This window comes from Sodalis sp. RH22 (assembly GCF_047324165.1).
Taxonomy (GTDB): domain Bacteria; phylum Pseudomonadota; class Gammaproteobacteria; order Enterobacterales; family Enterobacteriaceae; genus Acerihabitans.
This window is the reverse complement of record NZ_CP178731.1, coordinates 5,617,974-5,640,400: the sequence shown is the minus strand read 5'-3', so window position 1 is coordinate 5,640,400 and position 22,427 is coordinate 5,617,974. Positions and strand designations below refer to the sequence as shown.

18 protein-coding genes are annotated in these 22,427 nt (G+C 58.3%); 2 read left to right on the top strand and 16 right to left on the bottom strand.

What is annotated here, in order from left to right; all coding sequences use genetic code 11:
* Positions 1-23 precede the first annotated feature (23 nt).
* From ACL2XN_RS25695 to lrhA, 16 genes are all read right to left on the bottom strand, one after another.
* Positions 24-548, bottom strand: coding sequence for an iron transporter (locus tag ACL2XN_RS25695; RefSeq protein WP_410014217.1), 525 nt, complete (start codon positions 546-548; stop codon positions 24-26).
* Positions 549-590: 42 nt separating this feature from the next.
* Positions 591-2,537: an FTR1 family iron permease gene (locus ACL2XN_RS25690; protein WP_413729738.1), complete on the bottom strand. Its 1,947-nt coding sequence runs from the start codon at positions 2,535-2,537 to the stop codon at positions 591-593.
* A gap of 207 nt (positions 2,538-2,744) precedes the next feature.
* Positions 2,745-4,202, bottom strand: coding sequence for an NADH-quinone oxidoreductase subunit NuoN (gene nuoN / locus ACL2XN_RS25685; protein ID WP_410014215.1), 1,458 nt, complete (start codon positions 4,200-4,202; stop codon positions 2,745-2,747).
* A 6-nt stretch (positions 4,203-4,208) separates the two neighbouring features.
* Positions 4,209-5,750, bottom strand: a complete 1,542-nt coding sequence (gene nuoM, locus ACL2XN_RS25680; RefSeq protein WP_410014214.1) for an NADH-quinone oxidoreductase subunit M — start codon at positions 5,748-5,750, stop codon at positions 4,209-4,211.
* A 112-nt stretch (positions 5,751-5,862) separates the two neighbouring features.
* Entirely contained in the window at positions 5,863-7,707 is a 1,845-nt protein-coding gene (gene nuoL / locus ACL2XN_RS25675) for an NADH-quinone oxidoreductase subunit L (RefSeq protein WP_410014213.1), read from the bottom strand.
* The gene (nuoK, locus tag ACL2XN_RS25670; RefSeq protein ID WP_162367989.1) at positions 7,704-8,006 is read right to left on the bottom strand and encodes an NADH-quinone oxidoreductase subunit NuoK; all 303 of its coding nucleotides are present in this window, start codon (positions 8,004-8,006) and stop codon (positions 7,704-7,706) included. The genes nuoL and nuoK overlap by 4 nt, the downstream gene beginning before the upstream one ends.
* A complete protein-coding gene (gene nuoJ / locus ACL2XN_RS25665; protein WP_413727944.1) occupies positions 8,003-8,563 on the bottom strand; it encodes an NADH-quinone oxidoreductase subunit J in 561 nt (186 codons plus the stop codon). The genes nuoK and nuoJ overlap by 4 nt, the downstream gene beginning before the upstream one ends.
* A gap of 10 nt (positions 8,564-8,573) precedes the next feature.
* Positions 8,574-9,116, bottom strand: coding sequence for an NADH-quinone oxidoreductase subunit NuoI (nuoI, locus tag ACL2XN_RS25660; RefSeq protein ID WP_410014211.1), 543 nt, complete (start codon positions 9,114-9,116; stop codon positions 8,574-8,576).
* A 14-nt stretch (positions 9,117-9,130) separates the two neighbouring features.
* Positions 9,131-10,108 (bottom strand): NADH-quinone oxidoreductase subunit NuoH, encoded by a 978-nt coding sequence (gene nuoH / locus ACL2XN_RS25655; protein ID WP_410014210.1) that lies wholly within the window; start codon positions 10,106-10,108, stop codon positions 9,131-9,133.
* On the bottom strand, positions 10,105-12,834 hold the full coding sequence (gene nuoG / locus ACL2XN_RS25650; protein ID WP_413729737.1) for an NADH-quinone oxidoreductase subunit NuoG: 2,730 nt from the start codon (positions 12,832-12,834) through the stop codon (positions 10,105-10,107). The genes nuoH and nuoG overlap by 4 nt, the downstream gene beginning before the upstream one ends.
* 109 nt (positions 12,835-12,943) lie before the next feature.
* Positions 12,944-14,293 carry an NADH-quinone oxidoreductase subunit NuoF gene (nuoF, locus tag ACL2XN_RS25645; RefSeq protein ID WP_410014208.1) on the bottom strand — a complete coding sequence of 450 codons (1,350 nt, stop codon included), beginning with the start codon at positions 14,291-14,293 and terminating at the stop codon, positions 12,944-12,946.
* Positions 14,290-14,823 (bottom strand): NADH-quinone oxidoreductase subunit NuoE, encoded by a 534-nt coding sequence (gene nuoE, locus ACL2XN_RS25640; protein WP_413729735.1) that lies wholly within the window; start codon positions 14,821-14,823, stop codon positions 14,290-14,292. The genes nuoF and nuoE overlap by 4 nt, the downstream gene beginning before the upstream one ends.
* A gap of 2 nt (positions 14,824-14,825) precedes the next feature.
* Positions 14,826-16,625 (bottom strand): NADH-quinone oxidoreductase subunit C/D, encoded by a 1,800-nt coding sequence (gene nuoC, locus ACL2XN_RS25635; protein WP_410014206.1) that lies wholly within the window; start codon positions 16,623-16,625, stop codon positions 14,826-14,828.
* 91 nt (positions 16,626-16,716) lie between these two features.
* Positions 16,717-17,403: an NADH-quinone oxidoreductase subunit B gene (locus ACL2XN_RS25630; protein WP_331121041.1), complete on the bottom strand. Its 687-nt coding sequence runs from the start codon at positions 17,401-17,403 to the stop codon at positions 16,717-16,719.
* Between the two features lie 15 nt (positions 17,404-17,418).
* Positions 17,419-17,856 carry an NADH-quinone oxidoreductase subunit A gene (locus tag ACL2XN_RS25625; RefSeq protein ID WP_413729734.1) on the bottom strand — a complete coding sequence of 146 codons (438 nt, stop codon included), beginning with the start codon at positions 17,854-17,856 and terminating at the stop codon, positions 17,419-17,421.
* A gap of 671 nt (positions 17,857-18,527) precedes the next feature.
* Positions 18,528-19,463 (bottom strand): transcriptional regulator LrhA, encoded by a 936-nt coding sequence (gene lrhA / locus ACL2XN_RS25620; RefSeq protein ID WP_413729733.1) that lies wholly within the window; start codon positions 19,461-19,463, stop codon positions 18,528-18,530.
* A 1,033-nt stretch (positions 19,464-20,496) separates the two neighbouring features.
* Here lrhA and ACL2XN_RS25615 point away from each other — a divergent pair.
* On the top strand, positions 20,497-21,711 hold the full coding sequence (locus ACL2XN_RS25615; RefSeq protein ID WP_410016764.1) for a pyridoxal phosphate-dependent aminotransferase: 1,215 nt from the start codon (positions 20,497-20,499) through the stop codon (positions 21,709-21,711).
* A gap of 102 nt (positions 21,712-21,813) precedes the next feature.
* Positions 21,814-22,413 (top strand): 5'-deoxynucleotidase, encoded by a 600-nt coding sequence (gene yfbR / locus ACL2XN_RS25610; RefSeq protein WP_410014204.1) that lies wholly within the window; start codon positions 21,814-21,816, stop codon positions 22,411-22,413.
* Positions 22,414-22,427: the final 14 nt, after the last annotated feature.

Here is a 22,427-nt window from a genome sequence, read left to right as displayed (position 1 = left end):
CAGGCAGCCGTGGCGCGGCGGATTTATTTCAGGCCGATATATTTAAAATCGTAGCTGACGTCGAATGGCTTCCACCAGCGGCCCACGCCGGTTTCAGCGTCGGTATGGCGATGAAGGCCGGCTTTTGACGGCGGTTCGATATGGAAGGTCACTTTGTAGTTGCCCACGCCCATCATTTTCACATTCTGGCCGTAATGCGGACCGTCGCTGGCGACCATCGGCATAAAGGTGCCTTCCTGTTTGTCGCCGGAATCGGTGTTGACCAGCGTGTAGCTGATGGTCAGGTACGGCATCCATTCGCCGGCGCCGAAACCGTTTTTGTTTCCTTCCACCGCGTGGATATCGGCTTCTAGATGAACATCGGCCTTGGCTGCGGGTAAACCCATGCCGCGCGGTTCCATATCGATAGGCTGTAAATAGACCGCAGCAATCTGCATTTCATTCATGGTGACGGTTTCACCCGCCGGATGCTCGGCCGCAAACACGGCCGGGGCGCAGGTCATACCGGCAACGGCCATCACGGCCGCCAGGCTGTTATTCATCTTCATCAACTCTCATTCCTCAGTCATCAAAAAAATTGCTTTGTGCGCTCACACAGTTTCTTGTTTTGGTATCAGGGTACCGGAGCGCCGGCGCATCACCCAGAGGGCGACCAGCGCGGCCAGTACTAAAACGACCTGAGGCGCCAGGGTCTCCAGATAGGGATAAATCCCCAGCCAGCTTATTTCAGGTATGCCCTTTAATAACGTGGGTTCGAATAATTTACCTTCAATTAACTCCAGTACCCCTTTGCCGGCAAAAACAAAGGCCATCAAATACATAAATGTACCGGTAAACATAAAGAACGGCTTCAGCGGCAGTTTCACCACCGTATACCGCATCAGCAGGTACGCCATCACCAGGATGACGCAGCCGATCAGGAAACCGCCCAGGATGGCGAATTGCCCGGCCATATTGCCGGCGTCCCCCACCAGGGCGTAATAAAACAGTACCGTCTCCGCGCCTTCTCGGTACACCGCCAGGAAGCTGGTAAACCACAGGCCCGCCAGGGAGCCGGTGGTCAGGGACAGCGTCAGCTTGCCTTCCAGATAGGCCTGCCAGTGCCGGGCCTCCACTTTGGACAGCAGCCAGTAGCTCATAAAGAACAGCGTCACCACGGCGACCATCATGGTGACGCCTTCGAGCAGTTCGCGGTTGGCGCCGGAGTTGGCGAACAGCCATTGGAACAGCGCGGCGGTGACCACGCTCGCCAGCAGGGCAACCCAAACCGATTGCCGGATCAGCGGCAGCTTATCCTGATGCTTATTCTTGACCAGGTAGGCCACGATGGCGGCGACGATCAACAATGCCTCCATGCCTTCGCGCACGATGATAAGCAGGCTGTACACCAGCAATGTCCACTGGCTTTCGCCGCCCTCGCCCAGCATTTCCACCGCTTTGGTGAGATTTTGCGCGAGCGCGTCGGCCTGTTCCTGGATCTGGGCGACCGACTGGCCGGCTTTCATTAGACTGACCAGGCGGGTGAAATAGCCTTCCAGCGTCGATTTAAACGCCGCGTCGCGCGAACCGATTTTGTTCTCCATGCCGGTGGCTTCGAAGCGGTCGAAATACGCGTCCTGTATCGCCATCATGCCGGCTTTGGCCTGTCCGCCGCGATATTGGGCGATGGCGGCGGCTACCGCGGCGTTGATGTCGTCGCCGACCTGCCGCCAGTTGGCGTCGGGCTGGGCGTCGCCGCCCGCCGCGGCGCTGGCCGGGGCGTTGGCTGCGGGCGCGGTCACCGGCTGGTCGGGACGGGTGGTGGGCAGGCCCGGCAGCAGGTCTTCCAGATCCTGCAATAGCTGGGTGACGCCGTAGGACAGGTCATTCATCTGATCGGGTTTTGCGGCCAGGGCGATCAGGGCGATAAATTCCTGGTTGATGGCGGCCGCCTGCTGGGCGGAGCGGTTATTGCGCACCGACATTTCCATTTCCGAATTCTTATAGCCCTGAAAATGCGCCTGCTGCACGCGCTGGCTCGCGGCGGCATATTGTCCCGCCTGGTATTGCGTCAGGGCGTCGGCCAGCAGATCGTCGATGGTTTTAAAGCTTTGCTGCCAGTACAGGGCGATTTGCGTATTGCTATAGGCGTCATGCTGGCCCGCGGCCACCAGCTGATGGCCGCCGGACAATGCCGGCAGCACGCCGGTCAATTCATTTTTCAAGCCGTTGATTTTATCTTGCACTTCCGCCAGCGGCTTGCCCTCGCCGATCAGACGGCGGATCTCGCCGAACTGGCTTTCCATTTGATAGCTTTTCTGCGCGGAAATATTGATGCGGATCGGCCCCTCGAGATTTTCGAATACCTCGAAATAGGCCATTTGCACCTCGCGGCGCGCGGCGTCGTTCTGCTGCTGCTGATACAGCCGCGCGGTGGTGTCCAGCCGTCCCTGGATATCAGTGACCCACGTCTGGTAATCATCGGCCGCCCAGGCGGATGATATGCCCAGGAACAGGACAGCGCTGCAGAGAAGGTATTTTAAAACGGAAGTGAACATCGAGCCAACGCCAAACGTCAATGAGAGTTATTTTCATTATCACCGAATGGCATTAAGAAACAATGACGGGGGTCAATAAAGCATTTTTTAACGAGAACTATTTCGTTTATTCAGTCAGACGCGTTTACGGCCGGGTCGGGCAACGGCCATGGCGACCGCCGCCCCGCGCGGCCCTCCCGCCGCGGTAACCGGGAGGGGAAAAACGTGTTACATCAACGGCTGCGCCAGTCTCACCAGGGAGATCAGCGGCTGCGGGAAGATACCCAGCAGCAACACCAGCACGGAGGAGATCAGCACCACCACCCCGCCGGCGGTGAGCGCCCAGTTGCTCGGCGTATCCCGGCGCAATCTTTCCGGCGGACTGAGATACAGGCTGACCATCACGCGCAGGTAATAGTACAGGCCGATAGCGCTGCCGAGCACCACGGTGCCGGTCAGCCACCACAGGTGCGCGCCGACGCCGGCCGCCATGATATAGAATTTACCGATAAAACCCAGGGTCATCGGGATGCCGGCCAGCGACAGCATCATCACCGTCATTACCGCCGATAAAATCGGTTTGTGCCAGAACAGGCCGCGATAGGAGAACAGCGAGTCGGCATCCGGACCGCTGTAGGGGCTGGACATCAGGCTGACCACGCCGAAGGCGCCCAGACTGCTGAACAGGTAGCCGGCCAGGTAAACGCCCACCGCCTCCATGGCCAGCTGATGGGCCTGTACCGCAATCAGACCCACCGTCAGATAGCCCAGATGGGCAATGGAGGAATACCCCAGCAGGCGCTTGATATTGGTCTGGCCGATGGCCATCAGGTTGCCGAACATAATGGAGCAGAAGGCGATAATGGCCAGCGCCAGGCGCAGCGCGTCGCTATTCACCACCGGCGTATAGAGGAACAGGCGCATCAGCACGGCGAAAATCGCCACCTTGCTGGCGGTGGCCAGGAAGGTGGACACCGGCGCGGGCGCGCCCTGGTACACATCCGGCGTCCACAGGTGGAACGGCACCAGCGACAGCTTGAAGCCCAGGCCGACAATCATCATGCCCAGCCCCGCCAGCAACAGCGGCTGGTGCAGCATGGCGTCGTCCAGACGCTGTCCCAGCGCGCCAAAACCCAGGGCGCCGGTGTCGGCATAGACCAGCGCCATGCCGAACAGCAGGAACGACGAGGCGGCGGCGGACAACAGGGTGTATTTCAGGCTGGCTTCCAGCGAGCGCTTTTGCCGGTAGGCATACCCTATCAGGCCGAACAGCGGCAGGGAAATGAGCTCGATACCCAGGAACATCGAGGCCAGATGATTGGCGCCGGCCAGCAGGATGCCGCCCATGGCGGCAATCAGCACCAGCAGGTAAAACTCATCGCGGTTGCCGGGGTAGCCCGCCAGCCACGGATAGGCGAAGGTGCTGGTGGCCAGGCTCGCCGCCAGGACCAGCGCGGTATAGAACATCGAATAGCCGTCGGCGCGGATAAGCGGCGTCACATCCATCGGGCCGGCCTGGCCGACAAAAAACAGCGACAGTAAAGCCAGGTTCAGACCGATAACGGTCAGGGTGGCATTGACAAAGTGGTTGCGTCGCCACGCAATGCACAGCATCACAACCACCACCGTCAATCCGACGATCAACAGCGGTAACAGTGCGATCAGTTGTTGAGGAGTTATTGTCATGGCGAATTACGGCCTTGTTGTTAGAGTTGAAACAGCTGATCCTGCTGCGTTTAGCGAGAACCAGTGCTGAACGTTGCTCATTGCCGCGTCGGACGTTTGCAGCACCGCCTGCGGGAAGAAGCCCAGCAGCACCAGCAGCACCACCAGCAGCATAATGATCAACAGCTCGCGCATCGTCATGCCCGGCAAGGGTTCCTGCGATTTCGCCGGACCGTAATAAGCGCGCTGCATCATAATCAACGAATACACCGAGGCAAAAACCAGGCCGAAGGTGGAAATAACCGTAATCACCGGCACCACCGGGAAACTGCCGAACAGGATCAGGAACTCGCCGACAAAGTTGCCGGTACCCGGCATCCCAAGCGTCGCCACCGCAAAGAACAGCGACAGCGCGGGAATGAATTTTATCCGTCCCCATAGTCCGCCCATCTGGCGCATATCGCGGGTATGCAGACGTTCATACAGCTGGCCGCAGATAATAAACATCCCGGCGGCGGACAGGCCGTGGGCGATCATCTGCACCACCGCGCCCTGGTAGGCCAGCTGGCTGCCGGTGTAGATGGCAATCAGCACAAACCCCATATGGGAAACGCTGGTATAGGCAATCAGGCGCTTGATATCGGTCTGGGCAAACGCCATCCAGGCGCCGTAGAAAATGCCCACCACGCCCAGCCACATAGCAATGGGCGCGAACTGGTGGGACGCCTCGGGGAACAGCGGCAGGCAAAAGCGCAGCATGCCGTAGGCGGCGGTTTTCAGCAGGATGCCCGCCAAGTCGACTGAACCGGCGGTAGGCGCCTGGCTATGGGCGTCCGGCAGCCAGCCGTGCAGCGGCACCACCGGCATTTTCACCGCGAAGGCGATAAAGAAGCCCAGCATCAGCAGGTACTGCACCAGCGACGACATCGGGGTATGCAGCAGGTCTTCGTAATTGAAGGTCCAGACGTCGGTGGCATGATAATGCACCAGCACCAGCGCCAGGATCGCCACCAGCATCACCAGCCCGCTGGACTGGGTATAGATAAAGAACTTGGTGGCGGCGGTGATGCGCGTCTTGCCGTCGGAGGCCTTATGGCCCCACAGGGCAATCAGGAAGTACATCGGCACCAGCATCATTTCCCAGAAAAAGAAAAACAGGAACATGTCGATGGCCAGGAACACGCCGATGACGCCGCCCAGGATCCACAGCAGATTAAGATGGAAAAAGCCCTGGTAGCGCTGGATTTCACGCCACGAACAGAGAATGGCCAGCACGCCCAGCAGGCCGGTCAGCACCACCATCAGCAGGGACAGACCGTCCAGCGCCAGGCGGAACGAGATACCGAAACGCGGTATCCACGGCAGCACAAACTCGGATTGCCACTGCGGCAGGCCCTGCGCCGAAACCAGTGAATACCCGCCCTGCAGCCACAGCTGCAGGGAGAGCGCCAGAGTCAGCCCCATGGCGATCAAGGCTATCCAGCGCGGCACCTTGGTACCGAAGCGCTCGCATTGCCAACACAGCAGACCGCCAATGAAGGGGAAAAGTATTAGCCAAGGTAGTAGCATGGCGTTGTGCATCCCTAAATTGAAAAAAACCTGAAAACTTACCTACTGGCGGGAGAAGACATGATGCCGGTGTTCTTCCCGCCCCGCGCGTGTCATTTAACGCCGCCGCCGTTTACACGAATATCAACAGCGCCACCACAATCACGGCGCCCAGACTCATGGATGCCGCATACCAGCGCAACTGGCCGTTCTCGCTAAGCGTCAGCCCGTGTCCGGCCCAGCGCGCCAGCACCGCCGGCACGCTCATCAGGCTGTTCAGCGGATCGCTTTGCAGCAGCCGGGCAACGCCCAGGTACGGCCTGACAAACACTTTGTCATACAGCCAGTCGAAGCCCCAGGCGTTAAACCACCAGACGGTGAAGAACCGTCCCGGGGCGCTGGCGGCCACGGCATGCACCAAGCGGCGCTTGCCGAGATACAGCCCGGCGGCGAGCAGAATACCGAGGATCACCACCACGCCGGAGACAATCTCCAGGGTGATCTTGCCCTCTTCACCCAGGTGGCTGTCCGGCAGCACGCCCGCCAAAGGCGGCGTAATCAGCGCGCCGATAAAGGTGGACAGCACCAGCAGCACCAGCAGGGGCAGGTGATGGCTGATGCCTTTGCCGGCATGGGCCTTGATCTGCTCCTTGCCGTGGAACACGATAAAGATCATGCGGAAGGTATAGAGGGAGGTCAGCAGCGCGCCCGCCAGCCCGGCCAGCATCAGGTTGAAATGGCCGTTCGCCAGCGCGCCCCACAGGATTTCGTCTTTACTGTAGAAACCGGCGGTAATCACGGGCAGCGCCGCCAGGGCCGCGCCCCCCACCAGGAAGCAGATATAGACCAGCGGGATGGACTTGCGCAGCCCGCCCATCTTGAAGATATTCTGCTCGTGGTGGCAGGCCAGGATAACCGAACCGGAGGACAGGAACAGCAGCGCCTTGAAGAACGCATGGGTCATCAGGTGGAAAATGGCCGCATCCCAGGCCTGCACGCCCAGCGCCAGGAACATGTAGCCGATCTGGCTCATGGTGGAGTAGGCCAGCACCCGCTTGATATCGGTCTGGACCAGCGCGGCGAAACCGGCCAGCACCAGGGTAACCGCGCCGATGATGCCCACCAGGTGCAAGACCTCGGGCGCCATCAGGAACAGTCCGTGGGTACGGGCGATCAGGTATACGCCGGCCGTGACCATGGTGGCGGCGTGGATCAGCGCCGACACCGGGGTCGGGCCGGCCATGGCGTCCGCCAGCCAGGTTTGCAGCGGCAGCTGCGCCGATTTACCCACCGCGCCGCCAAGCAGCATCAGCGTCGCCCAGGTGATGGCCGTGGAGCCCACCGCCAGATGCTGCGGCGCCAGTACCATCAGCTCGCGGAAATTCAGCGTGCCCAGTTCCGAATACAGGATAAACAGGGCAAACGCCAGCAGCACGTCGCCGACGCGGGTGACGATAAAGGCTTTCATCGCCGCCGCGCCGTTTTTGGATTCTTTATAATAGAAACCAATCAGCAGGTAGCTGCACAGCCCCACCCCTTCCCAGCCGAGATACATCAGCAGCAGGTTATCGGCCAGCACCAGCAATACCATGCTGGCGATAAACAGGTTGGTATAGGCAAAAAAGCGCGAATAGCCCTCTTCGCCGCGCATATACCAGGAGGCGAACAGATGGATCAGGAAACCGACCCCGGTCACCACCGACAGCATGGTCAGCGCCAGGCCGTCCAGCGACAGGGTAAAGGCGATATTAAACTTGCCCACCGTCATCCAGGTCCACAGCGGCTGGTTGAATACCGCCGCCGCGCTTTCCCGCGTGCCGAGAAAATCAACCGCTACCCAGGCCGTGGTCAGCGCGGCCAGGCCGACGGCGCCGACGCCCACCAGGGCCGACAGGTTTTCCGACCAGCGTCCCCGTGAAAACGCCAGCAGCAGATACCCCACCAGGGGAAACAGAATAGTTAAATAGAGTAGGTTCATCCGTGCATCTCGCTGACGTTATCGATATTCAGGGATTGGCGGCGGCGATGCAGCTGCAGCAGCAGCGCCAGGCCGATGCTGGCCTCGGCGGCGCCGAGGCTAATGGCCAGGATATACATGACCTGTCCGTCGGCCTGTCCCCAGTAGCTGCCGGCAACGATAAACGCCAGGGCGGAGGCGTTAATCATGATTTCCAGCCCCAGCAGCATAAACAGCAGGTTGCGGCGGATGAGCATGCCCGTCAAACCCAGTACAAACAGAATGGCGGCCAAAATGAGTCCGTGCGTTAACGGGATCATGCCTGCTCCTCCGGTTTTCTTTTTATGGCATCGGGCAGCTTGGGTCCCTTGGGCAGCGCATCGCCCTCGCGATCTTCACGCCCGAGATGGAACGCCACCACCAGCCCGGCCAGCAGCAGCATGGACGCCAGCTCCACCGCCAGGACGTAAGGTCCGAACAACGCGATGCCCACCGCCTTGGCGCTGATCACCTCACCCGATATGCCGTGATCGGGCACGCCGTAAATGGCCCGGATCAGGATCGCCAGCAACAGCAGCGACAGTATGCCCGGCCCGACCCAGGCGGACGGGGCAAGCCAGCCGCGTTCGCGCCGCTGGTCGGCGGCGCCGAGGTTAAGCATCATCACCACGAACACGAACAGCACCATGATGGCGCCGGCGTAGACGATGATTTCCAGCGCGCCGGCGAAATAGGCCCCGAGCGCAAAGAATACGCAGGCGATAGCCAGCAGCGAGACAATCAGGTAAAGCAATGCGTGCACCGGGTGGGTATGGGTGATAACCCGCAGGGTTGCCAGTATCGCCACCAGGCCTGACAAATAAAAAGCGACTTCCATGCTTAACTCCTTAGGGCAGCAAACCTTTGACGTCAATGGGTTTGGCTTCGTTTTCCGCTTCGCCCTTATCTTTCCCGTCGATCGCCATACCGGCCATGCGGTAAAAATTATATTCCGGATATTTACCCGGCCCCGAAATCAGCAGATTTTCTTTTTCATAAACCAGATCCTGGCGCCGGTACTCACCCATTTCAAAATCCGGGGTCAGTTGGATAGCCGTGGTCGGACACGCCTCTTCGCACAGGCCGCAGAAAATGCAGCGCGAAAAGTTGATGCGGAAAAACTCCGGATACCAGCGTCCGTCCGCGGTCTCGGCTTTCTGCAGGGAAATGCAGGCCACCGGGCACGCCACCGCGCACAGGTTACAGGCCACGCAGCGCTCTTCGCCGTCCGGGTCGCGCGTCAGTACGATGCGGCCGCGAAAACGCGGCGCCGTATTGACCGGCACATCGGGATACATCAGCGTTTCACGCTTGCTGAACGCCTGCATGCCGATCATCCAGATACTGCGTAGCTGGGTGCCGGCACCATACACTAATTCTTTTAACGTCATGGTTTATTCACCCCTCATTGAGCGTTGTACAAAATGACCGCCGCCGTCGCCAGCAGGTTCAGCAGCGTTAACGGCAGGCAGATTGTCCAGCCGAACGACATCACCTGGTCATAGCGCGGACGGGGCAGCGCCGCGCGGATCAGGATGAACATCATCATGAAGAAGGCGGTTTTAATGGCAAACCAGATGAACGGCGGTAAAAACGGCCCCTGCCAGCCGCCGAAAAACAGCGTGACGATCAGGGCCGACACCGTGACGATGCCGATATATTCGCCGACAAAAAACAGGCCGAATTTCATGCCCGAATATTCGATATGGTAGCCGTCGGCCAGTTCCTGTTCCGCTTCCGGCTGGTCGAACGGATGCCGGTGGCAGACCGCGATGCCCGCCAGCACAAAGGTGGCGAAACCGAAGAACTGCGGAATGATATTCCACAGATGGGCCTGGGAGGCGACGATATCGCCGAGACTGAACGAACCGGCGCGCGCCACCACGCCCATCAGGGACAAGCCCAGGAAGACCTCGTAGCTGAGGGTCTGGGCCGAGGCGCGCATGGCGCCGAGCAGCGAGTATTTATTATTGCTCGACCAGCCGGCGAACAGCACCGCGTACACCGCCAGGCCCGCCATCATCAGGAAGAACAGCACGCCGATATTCAGATCCGAGACCACCCAGGTCGGGCTGACCGGGATCACCGTAAAAGACACCAGCAGAGCGGTAAAGGCGATAACCGGCGCCAGGGTGAAGATCATGCGATCGGAAAACGGCGGCACCCAGTCTTCCTTGAAAAACATTTTCAGCATATCCGCCACCAGCTGGAGCGAACCGCCCCAGCCGACCCGGTTGGGTCCGTAGCGGTTCTGGAACAGGCCCAGCAGCCGGCGTTCGGCAAAGCTCATGTAGGCGCCGCAGGTGACCACCACCAGCAGGATCACCACCGCTTTCAGTACCGTCAGAATGATGTCAATCACGTCCGATGTTAACCAACTCATAACGCGGCCTCCCGCAGGTTTTCAACGCGTTGTCCTACCCACACCGGCGGAATGCCGGGCAGGCCCAACGGCAGGCCCACCTGACCGGCCGCCAGGGCGTCGCTAAACCTGACCGGCAGGCGCAGCGACTGCCCGGCGCAGGTGAATTCCAACAGCGTGCCGCTGTTGACGCCCAGCCGCTCGGCGTCCTGGCGGCTTACCGCCACGTAAGGCTGCGGCATGCGCTCCTGAATCACCGCGGCGCGTTGGGAGGTTTCCTCGCTGCCGAACAGATGGTAGTACGGCGCCACGCGCCACTGGCCGTCGACCGGGGCGACAAACGCCGCCGGCACGTCGGTGAACCAGTCCATACGGCCCTCGCCCGCTTCCAGCAGCCGTACGCCGGGATCGCCGTGGCGCAGGTGTCCGCCCACTTCCGCCTGGAATTTATTCCAGGCCTGCGGGGAGTTCCAGCCCGGCGCCCAGGCGAAGGCCACCTGCTTGCTCATGCCCTGGGGGCTGCTGTTGCCTTCCATGGAGAACGCGAACATGGTGTCCTTGTCCTGGGGCTGGCGCGGCTCGTGCACGTCGATGTTGGCGCGCATCGCGGTGCGACCGCTGTAGCGGTGCGGCTCGCGGGCCAGCTTCTGGCCGCTGACGCGGAAACCGGCATCGGGCGCGGCCTCTTTGATCCCGGCCAGCTGCGGCAGCGTCTCGGCGCAGGCGCTGATGATATGATCGAACTGGGTCCAGTCCACGTGGCGATCCAGGTAGGTGGAGTGCAGCGAATGCAGCCAGCGCCAGCTCTCCAGCATAATGGTCTCGGCATCATAGTAGGCCGGGTCGTATACCTGGAAGAAGCGCTGCGCGCGGCCTTCCTGGTTGATAAGCGTACCGTCGCTTTCGGCAAAGCTGGCCGCCGGCAGGATCAGGTTGGCCTTATCCATGATGGCGGTGCGCTGATGATCGAGCACGATAAGATTGACGGTTTTGGCCAGCGCCGCGTCCACCCGCTGGGCCGGCGCGTGGCGGTACAGATCGTTTTCCAGCACGATCGCGCTGTCCGCCGCGCCCTGCTCAAGCTGTTCCAGCGCCTGGTCCAGGGTACCGCCGCCCATCAGCGCCAGTCCCATGCTGTTGGCGCTTGACGCCACGAAGGTTATGCCGACGTCGGCGCCGCGGCCTTTCAGCGCGCGGGCGACGTTAGCGGCGGCGGCAATCACCGCCTCGCTGCCGGCGTTGCTGCCGGAGACGATCAACGGCTTGCGGCTGCCCGCCAGGGCCTGCACGATCACATCGATCCTGGCGCGCAACTCGTCATCCAGACCCGCTACCGCCGGGGCGCTGTCGTCCAGCGCGTGGGCGACGGCAAAGCCCAGGCGCGCCTGATCCTCCACCGGGGCGCAATAGGTCCAGGCGGCGATATCGTCAAGCTTGGTGCGATCGACGCTGGTGACAAACAGCGGATGGCGGGCATGCTGGCCGATGGTCTGGATGGCGGCAATCTGCCAGTCGGCGACTTTTTGCGCCGCGGCCATTTCACGGGTCTTGCCCTTCACCGCCTGGCGTACCGCCAGGGCGATGCGCGCGCCGGTCTGGGTTAAATCCTCGCCCAGCACCAGCACCGCGTCGTAACTTTCTATTTCGCGCAGCGACGGGGTATGCACGCCGCCGTTGCGCAGCACGTCCAGCATCAGGGCCAGCCGCGCCTGCTCGGCGCCGGAGATGCCGGTATAGAAATTGGCGGCGCCCACCAGTTCACGCAGCGCGAAATTGCTTTCCACGCTGGCGCGCGCAGAGCCGATGCCGATCATCTTCTTGGCGTGGCGCAACGCGTCGGCCGCGCCCTGCATCGCCTGTTCGGCGTTCAGGGCGATCCAGTCGTCGCCGCGGCGCTGCAGCGGATGGCGCGGACGATCCTTGAGATTGACGTAACCGTAACCGAAACGGCCGCGATCGCACAGGAAGTAGTGGTTAACGCTGCCGTTAAAGCGGTTTTCAATGCGCCGCAGCTCGCCGTAACGCTCGCCGGGGCTGGTATTGCACCCCACGCTGCACTGTTGGCAAATGCTGGGCGCGAACTGCATATCCCATTTGCGGTTGTAGCGTTCGGAATGGGTTTTATCGGTGAACACCCCGGTCGGGCACACTTCCACCAGGTTGCCGGAGAACTCGCTTTCCAGCGTGCCGTCCTCGGGACGGCCGAAGTAGACGTTATCGTGGGCGCCGTAGACGCCCAGATCGGTGCCGTCGGCATAATCCTTATAGTAGCGGACGCAGCGGTAGCAGGCGATGCAGCGGTTCATCTCGTGGGAGATAAACGGGCCGAGGTTCTGGTTGCGGTGGGTGCGCTTGGTAAACCGGTAACGGCGGAAATTCTGGCCGGTCATGACCGTCATGTCCTGCAGATGGCAGTTGCCGCCCTCCTCGCACACCGGGCAATCGTGGGGGTGGTTGGTCATCAGCCACTCCACCACGCTTTTACGGAACTGTTGCGCCTCTTCATCATCGATGGAGATAAAGGTACCGTCCGACGCCGGCGTCATGCACGACATCACCAGCCGGCCGCGCGTATCCTCGGCGTTTTGATATTGCTTGACCGCGCACTGGCGGCAAGCGCCGACGCTGCCCAGCGCCGGGTGCCAGCAAAAATAAGGAATATCGAGACCCAGGGTAAGACATGCCTGCAACAGGTTGTCCGACCCCTTAACCTCGTATTCTTTGCCGTCTACATGAATGGTAGCCATAGTCAGCATGCTCAAGTGTGGCCCGCAATAGCGCGGGCGTTAATCAAAATGCGTCTCGGGTGCATAACATCCGCCCGGCCTCGTTTGGCCTAAAGGCGCGGATGCAGGGTTACCAACGCGCTTTCAGCAAGTTTGGCTGGATACCGGCAATAGTGCGGGTATTACCGATATGCTGCGTTGCAATTCCCGCTTCAAATTCTTCCCGGAAATATTTTATCGCGCTTTGCAGCGGCTCGACGGCGCCCGGCGCATGGGCGCAGAAGGTTTTGCCCGGGCCGAGGAACCGGCACAGCTGTTCCAGCGTTTCAATATCCCCCGGCTGCCCCTCGCCTTTTTCTATGGCGCGCAGCAGCTTCACGCTCCAGGGCAGGCCGTCGCGGCAGGGTGTGCACCAGCCGCAGGACTCGCGCGAGAAAAACTCTTCCAGGTTGCGCGTCAGGGATACCATATTGATTTCATTATCCACCGCCATGGCCAGCGCCGTGCCCAGGCGGCTGCCCGCCTTGCCGATATTCTCGAAGTCCATCGGCAGGTCGAGGTGATCGCCGGTCAGGAAGTCGGTGCCGGCGCCCCCCGGCTGCCACGCCTTGAGCGTCAGGCCATCGCGCATGCCCCCGGCGTAATCTTCCAGGATCTCGCGCGCGGTGATGCCGAAGGGCAATTCCCACAGGCCGGGATGTTTGACCCGCCCGGAAAACCCCATCAGCTTGGTGCCGGTATCGCTGCTTTTGCCCGCCGTGATGCCTTTGTACCAGTCCACGCCGTTCTCAAGGATGGCCGGCACGTTGCACAGGGTTTCGACGTTATTGACGCAGGTCGGTTTGCCCCAGGCGCCGGCGGTGGCCGGGAACGGCGGTTTGGAGCGCGGGTTGGCGCGGCGGCCTTCCAGGGAATTGATCAGCGCCGTCTCTTCGCCGCAGATATAGCGCCCAGCGCCGGTATGGACGATCAGCTCGAAATCAAAGCCGGTGCCGAGGATATTCTTGCCCAGGTAACCGGCCTCGGTGGCTTCGGCGATGGCGCGCCTGAGGTTCACCGCCGCCTCGATATATTCGCCGCGCAGGAAGATATACCCGCGATAGGCCTTAAGGGCAAAAGCGGCGATCAGCATGCCTTCCACCAGCAAATGGGGCAGTTGCTCCATCAGCAGGCGGTCTTTATAGGTGCCCGGCTCCATCTCATCCGCGTTGCACAGCAGATAGCGGATGTTCATGGCCGGATCCTTGGGCATCAGGCTCCATTTCAGGCCGGTGGAAAACCCCGCCCCGCCCCGCCCTTTCAGGCCGGAGTCCTTGACCAGGGTGACAATGTCGTCCTGGGACATGCCTTTGAGCGCTTTTTCCGCGCCGGCATAGCCGTTCTTGCCGCGATACTCGTCAAGCCATACCGTCTGGCCGTCGTCGCGCAGGCGCCAGGTCAACGGATGCATTTCGGCGGTACGTACAATCTGTTTGATCATCGATACTGCTCCAATAGCGGACCGATACCTTCCGGCGTCAGATGAACGTGGGTGTCGTCATCAATCATCATGCTCGGCCCCTTGTCGCAGTTGCCCAGGCAGCAGGTGGGCAGCAGGGTGAAGCGCCCATCGCCGGTGGTCTGCCCCGGCTTGATATCGAGCGCTTGCTCCAGCGCCGCCTGGATGCCCTGGTAGCCGGTGATATGGCACACCACGCTATCGCAATATTTAATGATATGGCGCCCGACCGGCTGGCGGTAAATCGAACTGTAAAACGTGGCCACGCCTTCCACATCGCTGCCCGGAATGCCCAGCACTTCGGCAATCGCCGCGATGGCGCCGTCCGGCACCCAGCCGCGCTGCTTCTGCACGATTTTCAGCGCTTCGATGGAGGCGGCGCGGGCATCTTCATAATGGTGCTTTTCATGGTCGATGGCCTCTCGCTCCTGGGCCGTGAGCACAAAGGCGGCGGTGTCGTCCTGGCGGCCGGGGGCGGCGTCGCGCCCATGCGTATCTGTATGTTCATGCATAATTAGCGGTCCACATCTGACATAACAAAATCGATACTGCCCAGATAGACGATGAGATCCGATACCAGGCTGCCGCGAATCACCGAGGGAATTTGCTGCAAATGCGGGAAACTCGGGGTGCGGATACGGGTCCGGTAGCTCATGGTGCTGCCATCGCTGGTCAGGTAATAACTGTTGATCCCCTTGGTGGCCTCGATCATCTGGAACGATTCGTTAGCCGGCATCACCGGTCCCCAGGAGACCTGGAGGAAGTGGGTAATCAGGGTCTCGATATGCTGCAACGTCCGCTCTTTCGGCGGCGGCGTGGTCAGCGGATGATCGGCCTTGAACGGGCCTTCCGGCATATTGTTCAGGCATTGTTCAAGGATGCGCAGGCTCTGGCGCATCTCCTCCACCTTCAGCATCACGCGGCTGTAGCAATCGCTGACGCCGTCGCCCACCGGCACCTCGAAATCAAACTTGTCGTAGCCGGAGTACGGACGCCATTTACGCACGTCGAAAGAGATGCCTGTTGCGCGCAGCGCGGCGCCGGTCACGCCCCAATCCAGCGCTTCCTGGGCGCCGTAGGCGGCGACGCCCTCGGCCCGTCCGCGCAGTACGCTGTTGCGCAGCGCCGCCTTGACGTAGGAATCCAGGCGCTTGGGCAGCCAGTTCAGGAAGTCGCGCAGCAGGCCGTCCCAGCCGCGCGGCAGATCGTGCGCCACGCCGCCGATGCGGAACCAGGCCGGATGCATGCGAAAGCCGGTAATGGCCTCCACCACGTCATAAATTTTCTGCCGGTCGGTAAAGGCCAGGAATACCGGCGTCATGCCGCCGACGTCCTGGATATAGGTGCTGATATACAGCAGATGGCTGTTGATGCGAAACAGCTCGGAGAGCATGACCCGGATCACCTCGACCCGTTCGGGCACCACGATGCCGGCGAGTTTTTCCACCGCCAGCACATACGGCATTTCATTGACGCAGCCGCCGAGGTATTCCACCCGGTCGGTATAGGGAATATAGCTGTGCCACGACTGGCGCTCGCCCATCTTTTCAGCGCCGCGGTGGTGATACCCGATATCGGGCACGCAGTCGACGATTTCCTCGCCGTCCAGCTGCAGGATAATGCGGAAAGCCCCGTGCGCCGACGGATGGTTCGGCCCCAGGTTAAGAAACATGAAATCTTCGTTTTCGCGCCCGCGTTTCATGCCCCAGTCTTCCGGCTTGAAGGTCAGCCCTTCCATTTCCAGATCCTCTTTCTGCTTGGTCAGCATATAAGGATCGAATTCGGTGGCGCGCGCCGGATAGTCTTTACGCAACGGATGGCCCTGCCAGCTTTGCGGCATCATGATGCGGGTCAAATGCGGATGGCCGTCAAAGGTCATGCCGAACATTTCCCAGGTTTCGCGCTCATACCAGTTGGCGTTGGGGAAAATTTTGGTCACGGTGGGCAGATGGAAATCGCTCTGCGAGAGCGCCACCTTCAGCATGATATCCCGGTTGCGGTCGATGGATATCAAGTGATAAAACACGGTGAACTCAGCGGCGGGCAGGCCCTGGCGATGGGTGCGCAGGCGTTCGTCCACGCCATGCAGATCGTAGAGCATTACATAGGGCTTAGGCAGTTTTTTTAAAAACGTCAAGACCTCGAGAATCTGCTCGCGTTTGACCCATACCACCGGAATGCCGGTACGGGTGGGCTGGACGGTAAACGCCTCGGCGCCAAAACGGTCACGCAATTCGCCTATTACCGGATCGTCAAGATGATCCCGGGTCTGCCAGGCCGGCTGGGCGAGATGTTGCGTCATCAACTCTGTCATAGTTATTTTCACCAAATTAATGCTGTGCCGGCGTCATGCCACTGTGCGCGTTAAATGATTATGGACGACAACCGCCACATCGCCGCGCGCGTCAAATCTCGTCGGGAGATCGCAGGTTGGTTACCGCGATACGCTCGCCCTGTTTACGCTCGCGCTCCGACTGCATATTGGCGCGATAAACCCCCTGATCGCCCACCACCCAGGAGAGCGGACGCCGTTCCTTGCCGATGGATTCCTTTAACAGCAGCAGCGCCTGGATATAGGCTTCCGGACGTGGCGGGCAGCCGGGAATATAGACATCGACCGGCAAAAATTTGTCCACGCCCTGCACGACGGAATAAATATCGTACATACCGCCGGAATTAGCGCATGCGCCCATGGAAATCACCCATTTCGGCTCGAGCATTTGATCATAAAGACGCTGGATGACCGGGGCCATCTTGGTGAACGGCGTGCCCGCGATCACCATGAAATCCGCCTGGCGCGGTGAGGCGCGAATAACTTCCGACCCGAAACGCGCCACATCGTGCACCGCGGTAAAGGACGTGGTCATTTCGACGTAGCAACAGGACAGGCCGAAGTTATACGGCCACAACGAGTTGCCCCGGCCCCAGTTCACCGCATTATGCAACGCGTTTTCCAGGGTACCCAAAAAAACGCTGCGGTTGACGTGCCCATCCAGGGGATCGGCGACGATATCCTGTTTTTGCAGGGGATAACGGTCATTTTCACCGCCATTCTCACCGTCCGGCTCAACACGGGTGAGGGTGTAATCCATGGTTATGCCTCGCTGTTACTGCTGATGACGTTGGTTTTCGGCGATTGGGCCCGCGCGCTTGAGACGCTGGGAACGCTCGGGCGTCCAGTCCAGCGCGCCGACGCGCACCAGGTACACCAGGCCCGCCAACAACACAATAATAAAAACGGCTGCTTCGAAGAAACCGACCCAGCCGACTTCGCGGATGGATACCGACCAGGCGTATAAATACAGGGCTTCCACGTCAAAAATGACGAAAAACATGGCCACCAGGTAAAATTTAGACGAAAGACGCAGTCTTGCCGTCCCCACCGGGTCGATACCGGACTCGAAGGGCACGTTTTTTGAGCGGGAGTGGGCGCGTCCGCCTAATAAGTAACCGCCCAGCAGCATAAAGCAGCACAGGCCGACGGCACCAACGAGGAATACGGCGAACGCCCAGTAATGGGCGGTAACTTCAGTGGTTATTGACATTTTCTTTGCTCATCAAAAGTGGCATTTTGCAGTCTGCTCTTCGTCAACGGCAGTTCGACTCACCACATCGATTTATGGGAAGGAGTAGGAAAAAACCGCACCGCGCTGTTGCCACCGGCATACACAGCCATTGTGTGGGGTTTTTACTCCTTTACATAACCTTTTGTCAACTTGGACAAAAGAAACTTCATAGTAATTTACACAGTTAATATCTAATTAACATTTGATGCGCACGATTTTAGCTTAATCGAGTCAGTGTTGCGCGCCAGCAACATAGCAATAACATAGAGCGGTTCTATGACACCATGATTGCCCGCAGGTAACTATACCATTTTCAGGCAAAATCACGTTATTCCGCGCAATCGGTAAGGGCAAAATTTGATCCAGGGCACAATTTTGCAACTAATCAGAATAAAAGATGCACATTCTGTGCGCCATTAACCAAAAAACATTATAGAAACAGTGTTTTGATTTAGTTGGCATGAATAAAAAACAACCAGTTCTGGGGTGCGCGCGCTAATGCGCGACGGAGATGACGGACCGGGGATACCAGGCGGGAAGACTGTATTTTAAGACCTGTTGAAATATAAAACTACATTATTACAGCATAAATTATATTTTACGAAAAATTAAGCCCCATTTTCAGGGGCTTAATATCCAATTGATTTTATTTATTCGTCACTGACCGTGAAGCTTTCCCCCTCCCCTTTTACCGGGCGGGCCATGTCTGGTTTATAGGAGTCGTTACCGGTCTGTACCGCGCTGAAGATAGCCATGGCCAGTTCATTCTCGCACTGGGGATGTTTACACAGGACATACTGCGTATCGGGCAGCGTCGGCAATCCTTCGTTTTGCCCCAGCACCCGCAGATCGGAACTCATCATCTCCACCGGCCGGACGGTAATGCCCAATCCCGCTTTTACTGCGGCGCGCACGGCGGCCAGGGTAGAAGCGGTGTAGGCGATGCGCCATGAGATGCCGGCGGCCTGCAGTTGCTCGATGGCCATGGCGCGAAAGGGACTGGGCTCATCGGACACCACCAGCGGAATAACTTCCCCTGGAATAAAGCGGTAATCCGACGAACAGAACCATAACGTCGGCGACGAACGCAGCGTAACGTAAGGATGATTTGGATTAGTCAATGTTGTAATAGCCAGATCCACTTCGCCGTTTGTCAGCATTTCCTGCATCAAAGGGCTGCGTTTGACATTAACGTCAATCGCTAATTTTGGATAGATCCGTGTTACACGACTGAGTAAGTAAGGCAAAATTGAGTCGGCAGTGTCGTCGGAAGCACCGATGGTCAGCACCCCCTGGATATTACTGTACATCAAGGAAGTACATGCCTCGTCGTTATACAGTAAAATTTTCCTGGCATAACCCAGCAATTGTATTCCGTGTTCGGTCAACAGCTTGTTGCGACCGTGACGGGCAAACAACTCTTTGCCGACAAGCTGTTCTAATCGTTGCATTTGCTGGCTGACAGCCGACTGTGTTCGACATACTGATGCTGCAGCGGCCGCAAAGGTGTTGAGATCAGCGACTGCAACAAACGTTCTCAATAAATCAAGATCAAGATTGAGCACTGGACGATTTGCATTGGTCATAATATTGTCTTCACTTTTGTATTCTAATTACACACTACTACCCTGGCGTTTCAAAAAAATCATTTCCAAGCTAAAACTGTTATGAGCATATCCCCTTCATACCATAGCGACGTTACCACGGCCGTTATGTTAACTGGTACATGCTTTAATCTCTGGGGAGTTCGCACTCATCAAACAAAGCTCTAACCGATATAAAAGGTAGCCCCGGTCCTCGAAATCCAGCCCTCGTCCTGGATGAGACACTAAATTTCACAATGATATCATTTGCATAGCGCAGAAAAAAAATCCGTAACGGCTTGAATGACACATCAAAACTTAAATGTAATTTATTAAAACCGGCCTTGGTATTTAAAATAAATGTTGAATATTACCGGTTAAGTCGTATTTTCTTATCCCAACCGTCATAATTAACATAAATTTTTCTTAACTATTGTTTATACGATCAAAATAAATCTCTTTCTAAATGCACACCTGCATAAATGTATACCATAAATAGCTACCATAAACGAAACAACAATAATTTGTAAGCATCAAAATGTGACCTTTATTTTTCTATGGATAAATGTTCACAAACAGATGAAGTGGCAATACTTTACCCCGATAAAAAGTGTGATGCGCGTCAGGCAAAGCGGGTTAATTTTCCCGCCGTGTTTTACCCTTGGGGAAGCGATATAATGGTGTCGGTTGCTGTAACCCTTGTCCTCGTCGACTGACCGCCGCTCACCGCCTTTCATTTAGCAGAGTAACCTTTATCAGGTCCAAGTAGTATAAAAAATACGCAAAAAATCGCAAATTAACTGTTCTTATAGGATTTTAAAGCACTAAAATCTTGACACGATGGTGTTTTAATAGTTTTTTAATCTAAAAAATTAGCGAAGAAAATAAATTTTTAACTGTTTCTTATTTTCCATCTTAACATTCGATGCGCATCCACCCGTTATCCTTCAAAAAATCAGAGCGGAAGAGTACATTATGCAGAACGCGTGATTCCATGGTTGGAATACGTTTACCTGTGAGAAGGCCTAATATCGTGATTTCACCTGTAGAAAAATCCAGCAAACTGGAAAATGTTTGTTATGACATTCGTGGTCCGGTGCTGAAAGAAGCCAAGCGCCTGGAGGAAGAAGGCAATAAAGTCCTCAAATTGAATATCGGCAATCCCGCCCCGTTCGGCTTCGATGCGCCGGAAGAGGTACTGGTGGACGTTATCCGCAATCTGCCGACCTCGCAGGGCTATTGCGATTCCAAAGGCCTTTATTCGGCGCGCAAGGCGATTGTGCAGCACTACCAGGCGCGCAATATGCTCGACCTGACCGTCGAGGACGTTTTTATCGGCAACGGCGTATCGGAGCTTATCCAGCAATCCATGCAGGCGCTGCTCAATACCGGCGACGAAATGCTGATCCCGGCGCCGGATTATCCCCTGTGGACCGCCTCGGTGTCCCTCTCCGGGGGCAATGCCGTGCATTACCTGTGCGATGAAGAGGCCGGCTGGTTTCCGGATCTGGACGATATCCGCCGCAAAATCACCCCGCGTACCCGCGGCCTGGTGATTATCAATCCCAATAATCCGACCGGGGCGGTATACAGTAAGGAAATGTTGCTGGAACTGGTGGAAATTGCCCGCCAGCATAACCTGATCATCTTCTCAGACGAAATCTACGATAAAATCCTTTACGACGCGGCGCAGCACCACTCCATCGCCGCATTGGCGCCGGATCTGCTGACGGTCACCTTCAACGGACTGTCCAAGACCTACCGCGTCGCCGGTTTTCGCCAGGGCTGGATGGTGCTGAACGGGCCGAAAAAACACGCCCGGGGCTATATCGAGGGGCTGGAAATGCTGGCGTCGATGCGCCTTTGCGCCAACGTCCCCATGCAGCACGCCATCCAGACCGCGCTTGGCGGCTACCAGAGCATCAGCGAGTTCATCGCCCCGGGCGGCCGGCTGTATGAACAGCGCAACCGCGCCTGGGCGCTGATCAACGATATTCCCGGCGTGTCATGCGTCAAACCCAGCGGCGCGCTGTATATGTTCCCGCGCATCGACGCCCGGCGCTTCAATATTCTTGATGATCAGAAGCTGGTGCTCGATTTGCTGCTACAGGAAAAAGTGCTGCTGGTCCAGGGCAGCGCCTTCAACTGGCCGTGGCCGGATCACCTGCGCATCGTGACGCTGCCGCATGTCGACATCCTGGAAACCGCCATCGGCAAACTGGGGCGCTTCCTGCAGCATTATCATCAATGACCCACGCCGTTCGGGCCAGCCCGGCACGGAACCGGCGGATTTGCATAATCCGCCGGCTGTGCGCACAATAGATCCCTTATTCACCTGCCGTAAGGGCGCATCATGACCCAAAGCCACTTTTTTGCCCATCTTTCCCGTTTGAAACTGATTAACCGCTGGCCGCTGATGCGCAACGTCCGCACCGAAAACGTCTCCGAGCACAGCCTGCAGGTGGCGTTTGTCGCCCACGCCCTGGCGGTGATCAACAACCGTAAGTTCGGCGGCGCCCTGAACCCGGAGCGCATCGCGCTGCTGGCGATGTACCATGACACCAGCGAAGTATTGACCGGCGATATGCCGACGCCTATCAAATATTTTAACGCGCAGATGGCCCACGAATATAAAAACATCGAGAAGATCGCCCAGCAGAAGCTGATAGACATGTTGCCGGCCGAGCTGCGGGACGACTACCGCGCCCTGCTTGACGACGATTATTACCAGCCAGAAGAAAAAGCGGTGGTGAAACAGGCGGATACCCTGTGTGCCTACCTGAAGTGCCTGGAAGAGATCTCCGCGGGCAATAATGAATTTACCATGGCGATGGCGCGGCTGGAAAAAACCCTGGAGCAGCGGCGCAGCCCGGAGATGGAGTACTTTATCCGGGTGTTTGTGCCCAGCTTCAGCCTGTCCCTGGACGAGATCAGCCAGGACACGCCGCTCTAGCCCCGTACCTCCGT

Bases quoted from the DNA above. Each gene is read 5' to 3' on its own strand.
- ACL2XN_RS25695 (WP_410014217.1), bottom strand. From the start codon at position 548: ATGAAGATGAATAACAGCCTGGCGGCCGTGATGGCCGTTGCCGGTATG.
- ACL2XN_RS25690 (WP_413729738.1), bottom strand. From the start codon at position 2,537: ATGTTCACTTCCGTTTTAAAATACCTTCTCTGCAGCGCTGTCCTGTTC.
- nuoN (WP_410014215.1), bottom strand. From the start codon at position 4,202: ATGACAATAACTCCTCAACAACTGATCGCACTGTTACCGCTGTTGATC.
- nuoM (WP_410014214.1), bottom strand. From the start codon at position 5,750: ATGCTACTACCTTGGCTAATACTTTTCCCCTTCATTGGCGGTCTGCTG.
- nuoL (WP_410014213.1), bottom strand. From the start codon at position 7,707: ATGAACCTACTCTATTTAACTATTCTGTTTCCCCTGGTGGGGTATCTG.
- nuoK (WP_162367989.1), bottom strand. From the start codon at position 8,006: ATGATCCCGTTAACGCACGGACTCATTTTGGCCGCCATTCTGTTTGTA.
- nuoJ (WP_413727944.1), bottom strand. From the start codon at position 8,563: ATGGAAGTCGCTTTTTATTTGTCAGGCCTGGTGGCGATACTGGCAACC.
- nuoI (WP_410014211.1), bottom strand. From the start codon at position 9,116: ATGACGTTAAAAGAATTAGTGTATGGTGCCGGCACCCAGCTACGCAGT.
- nuoH (WP_410014210.1), bottom strand. From the start codon at position 10,108: ATGAGTTGGTTAACATCGGACGTGATTGACATCATTCTGACGGTACTG.
- nuoG (WP_413729737.1), bottom strand. From the start codon at position 12,834: ATGGCTACCATTCATGTAGACGGCAAAGAATACGAGGTTAAGGGGTCG.
- nuoF (WP_410014208.1), bottom strand. From the start codon at position 14,293: ATGATCAAACAGATTGTACGTACCGCCGAAATGCATCCGTTGACCTGG.
- nuoE (WP_413729735.1), bottom strand. From the start codon at position 14,823: ATGCATGAACATACAGATACGCATGGGCGCGACGCCGCCCCCGGCCGC.
- nuoC (WP_410014206.1), bottom strand. From the start codon at position 16,625: ATGACAGAGTTGATGACGCAACATCTCGCCCAGCCGGCCTGGCAGACC.
- ACL2XN_RS25630 (WP_331121041.1), bottom strand. From the start codon at position 17,403: ATGGATTACACCCTCACCCGTGTTGAGCCGGACGGTGAGAATGGCGGT.
- ACL2XN_RS25625 (WP_413729734.1), bottom strand. From the start codon at position 17,856: ATGTCAATAACCACTGAAGTTACCGCCCATTACTGGGCGTTCGCCGTA.
- lrhA (WP_413729733.1), bottom strand. From the start codon at position 19,463: ATGACCAATGCAAATCGTCCAGTGCTCAATCTTGATCTTGATTTATTG.
- yfbR (WP_410014204.1), top strand. From the start codon at position 21,814: ATGACCCAAAGCCACTTTTTTGCCCATCTTTCCCGTTTGAAACTGATT.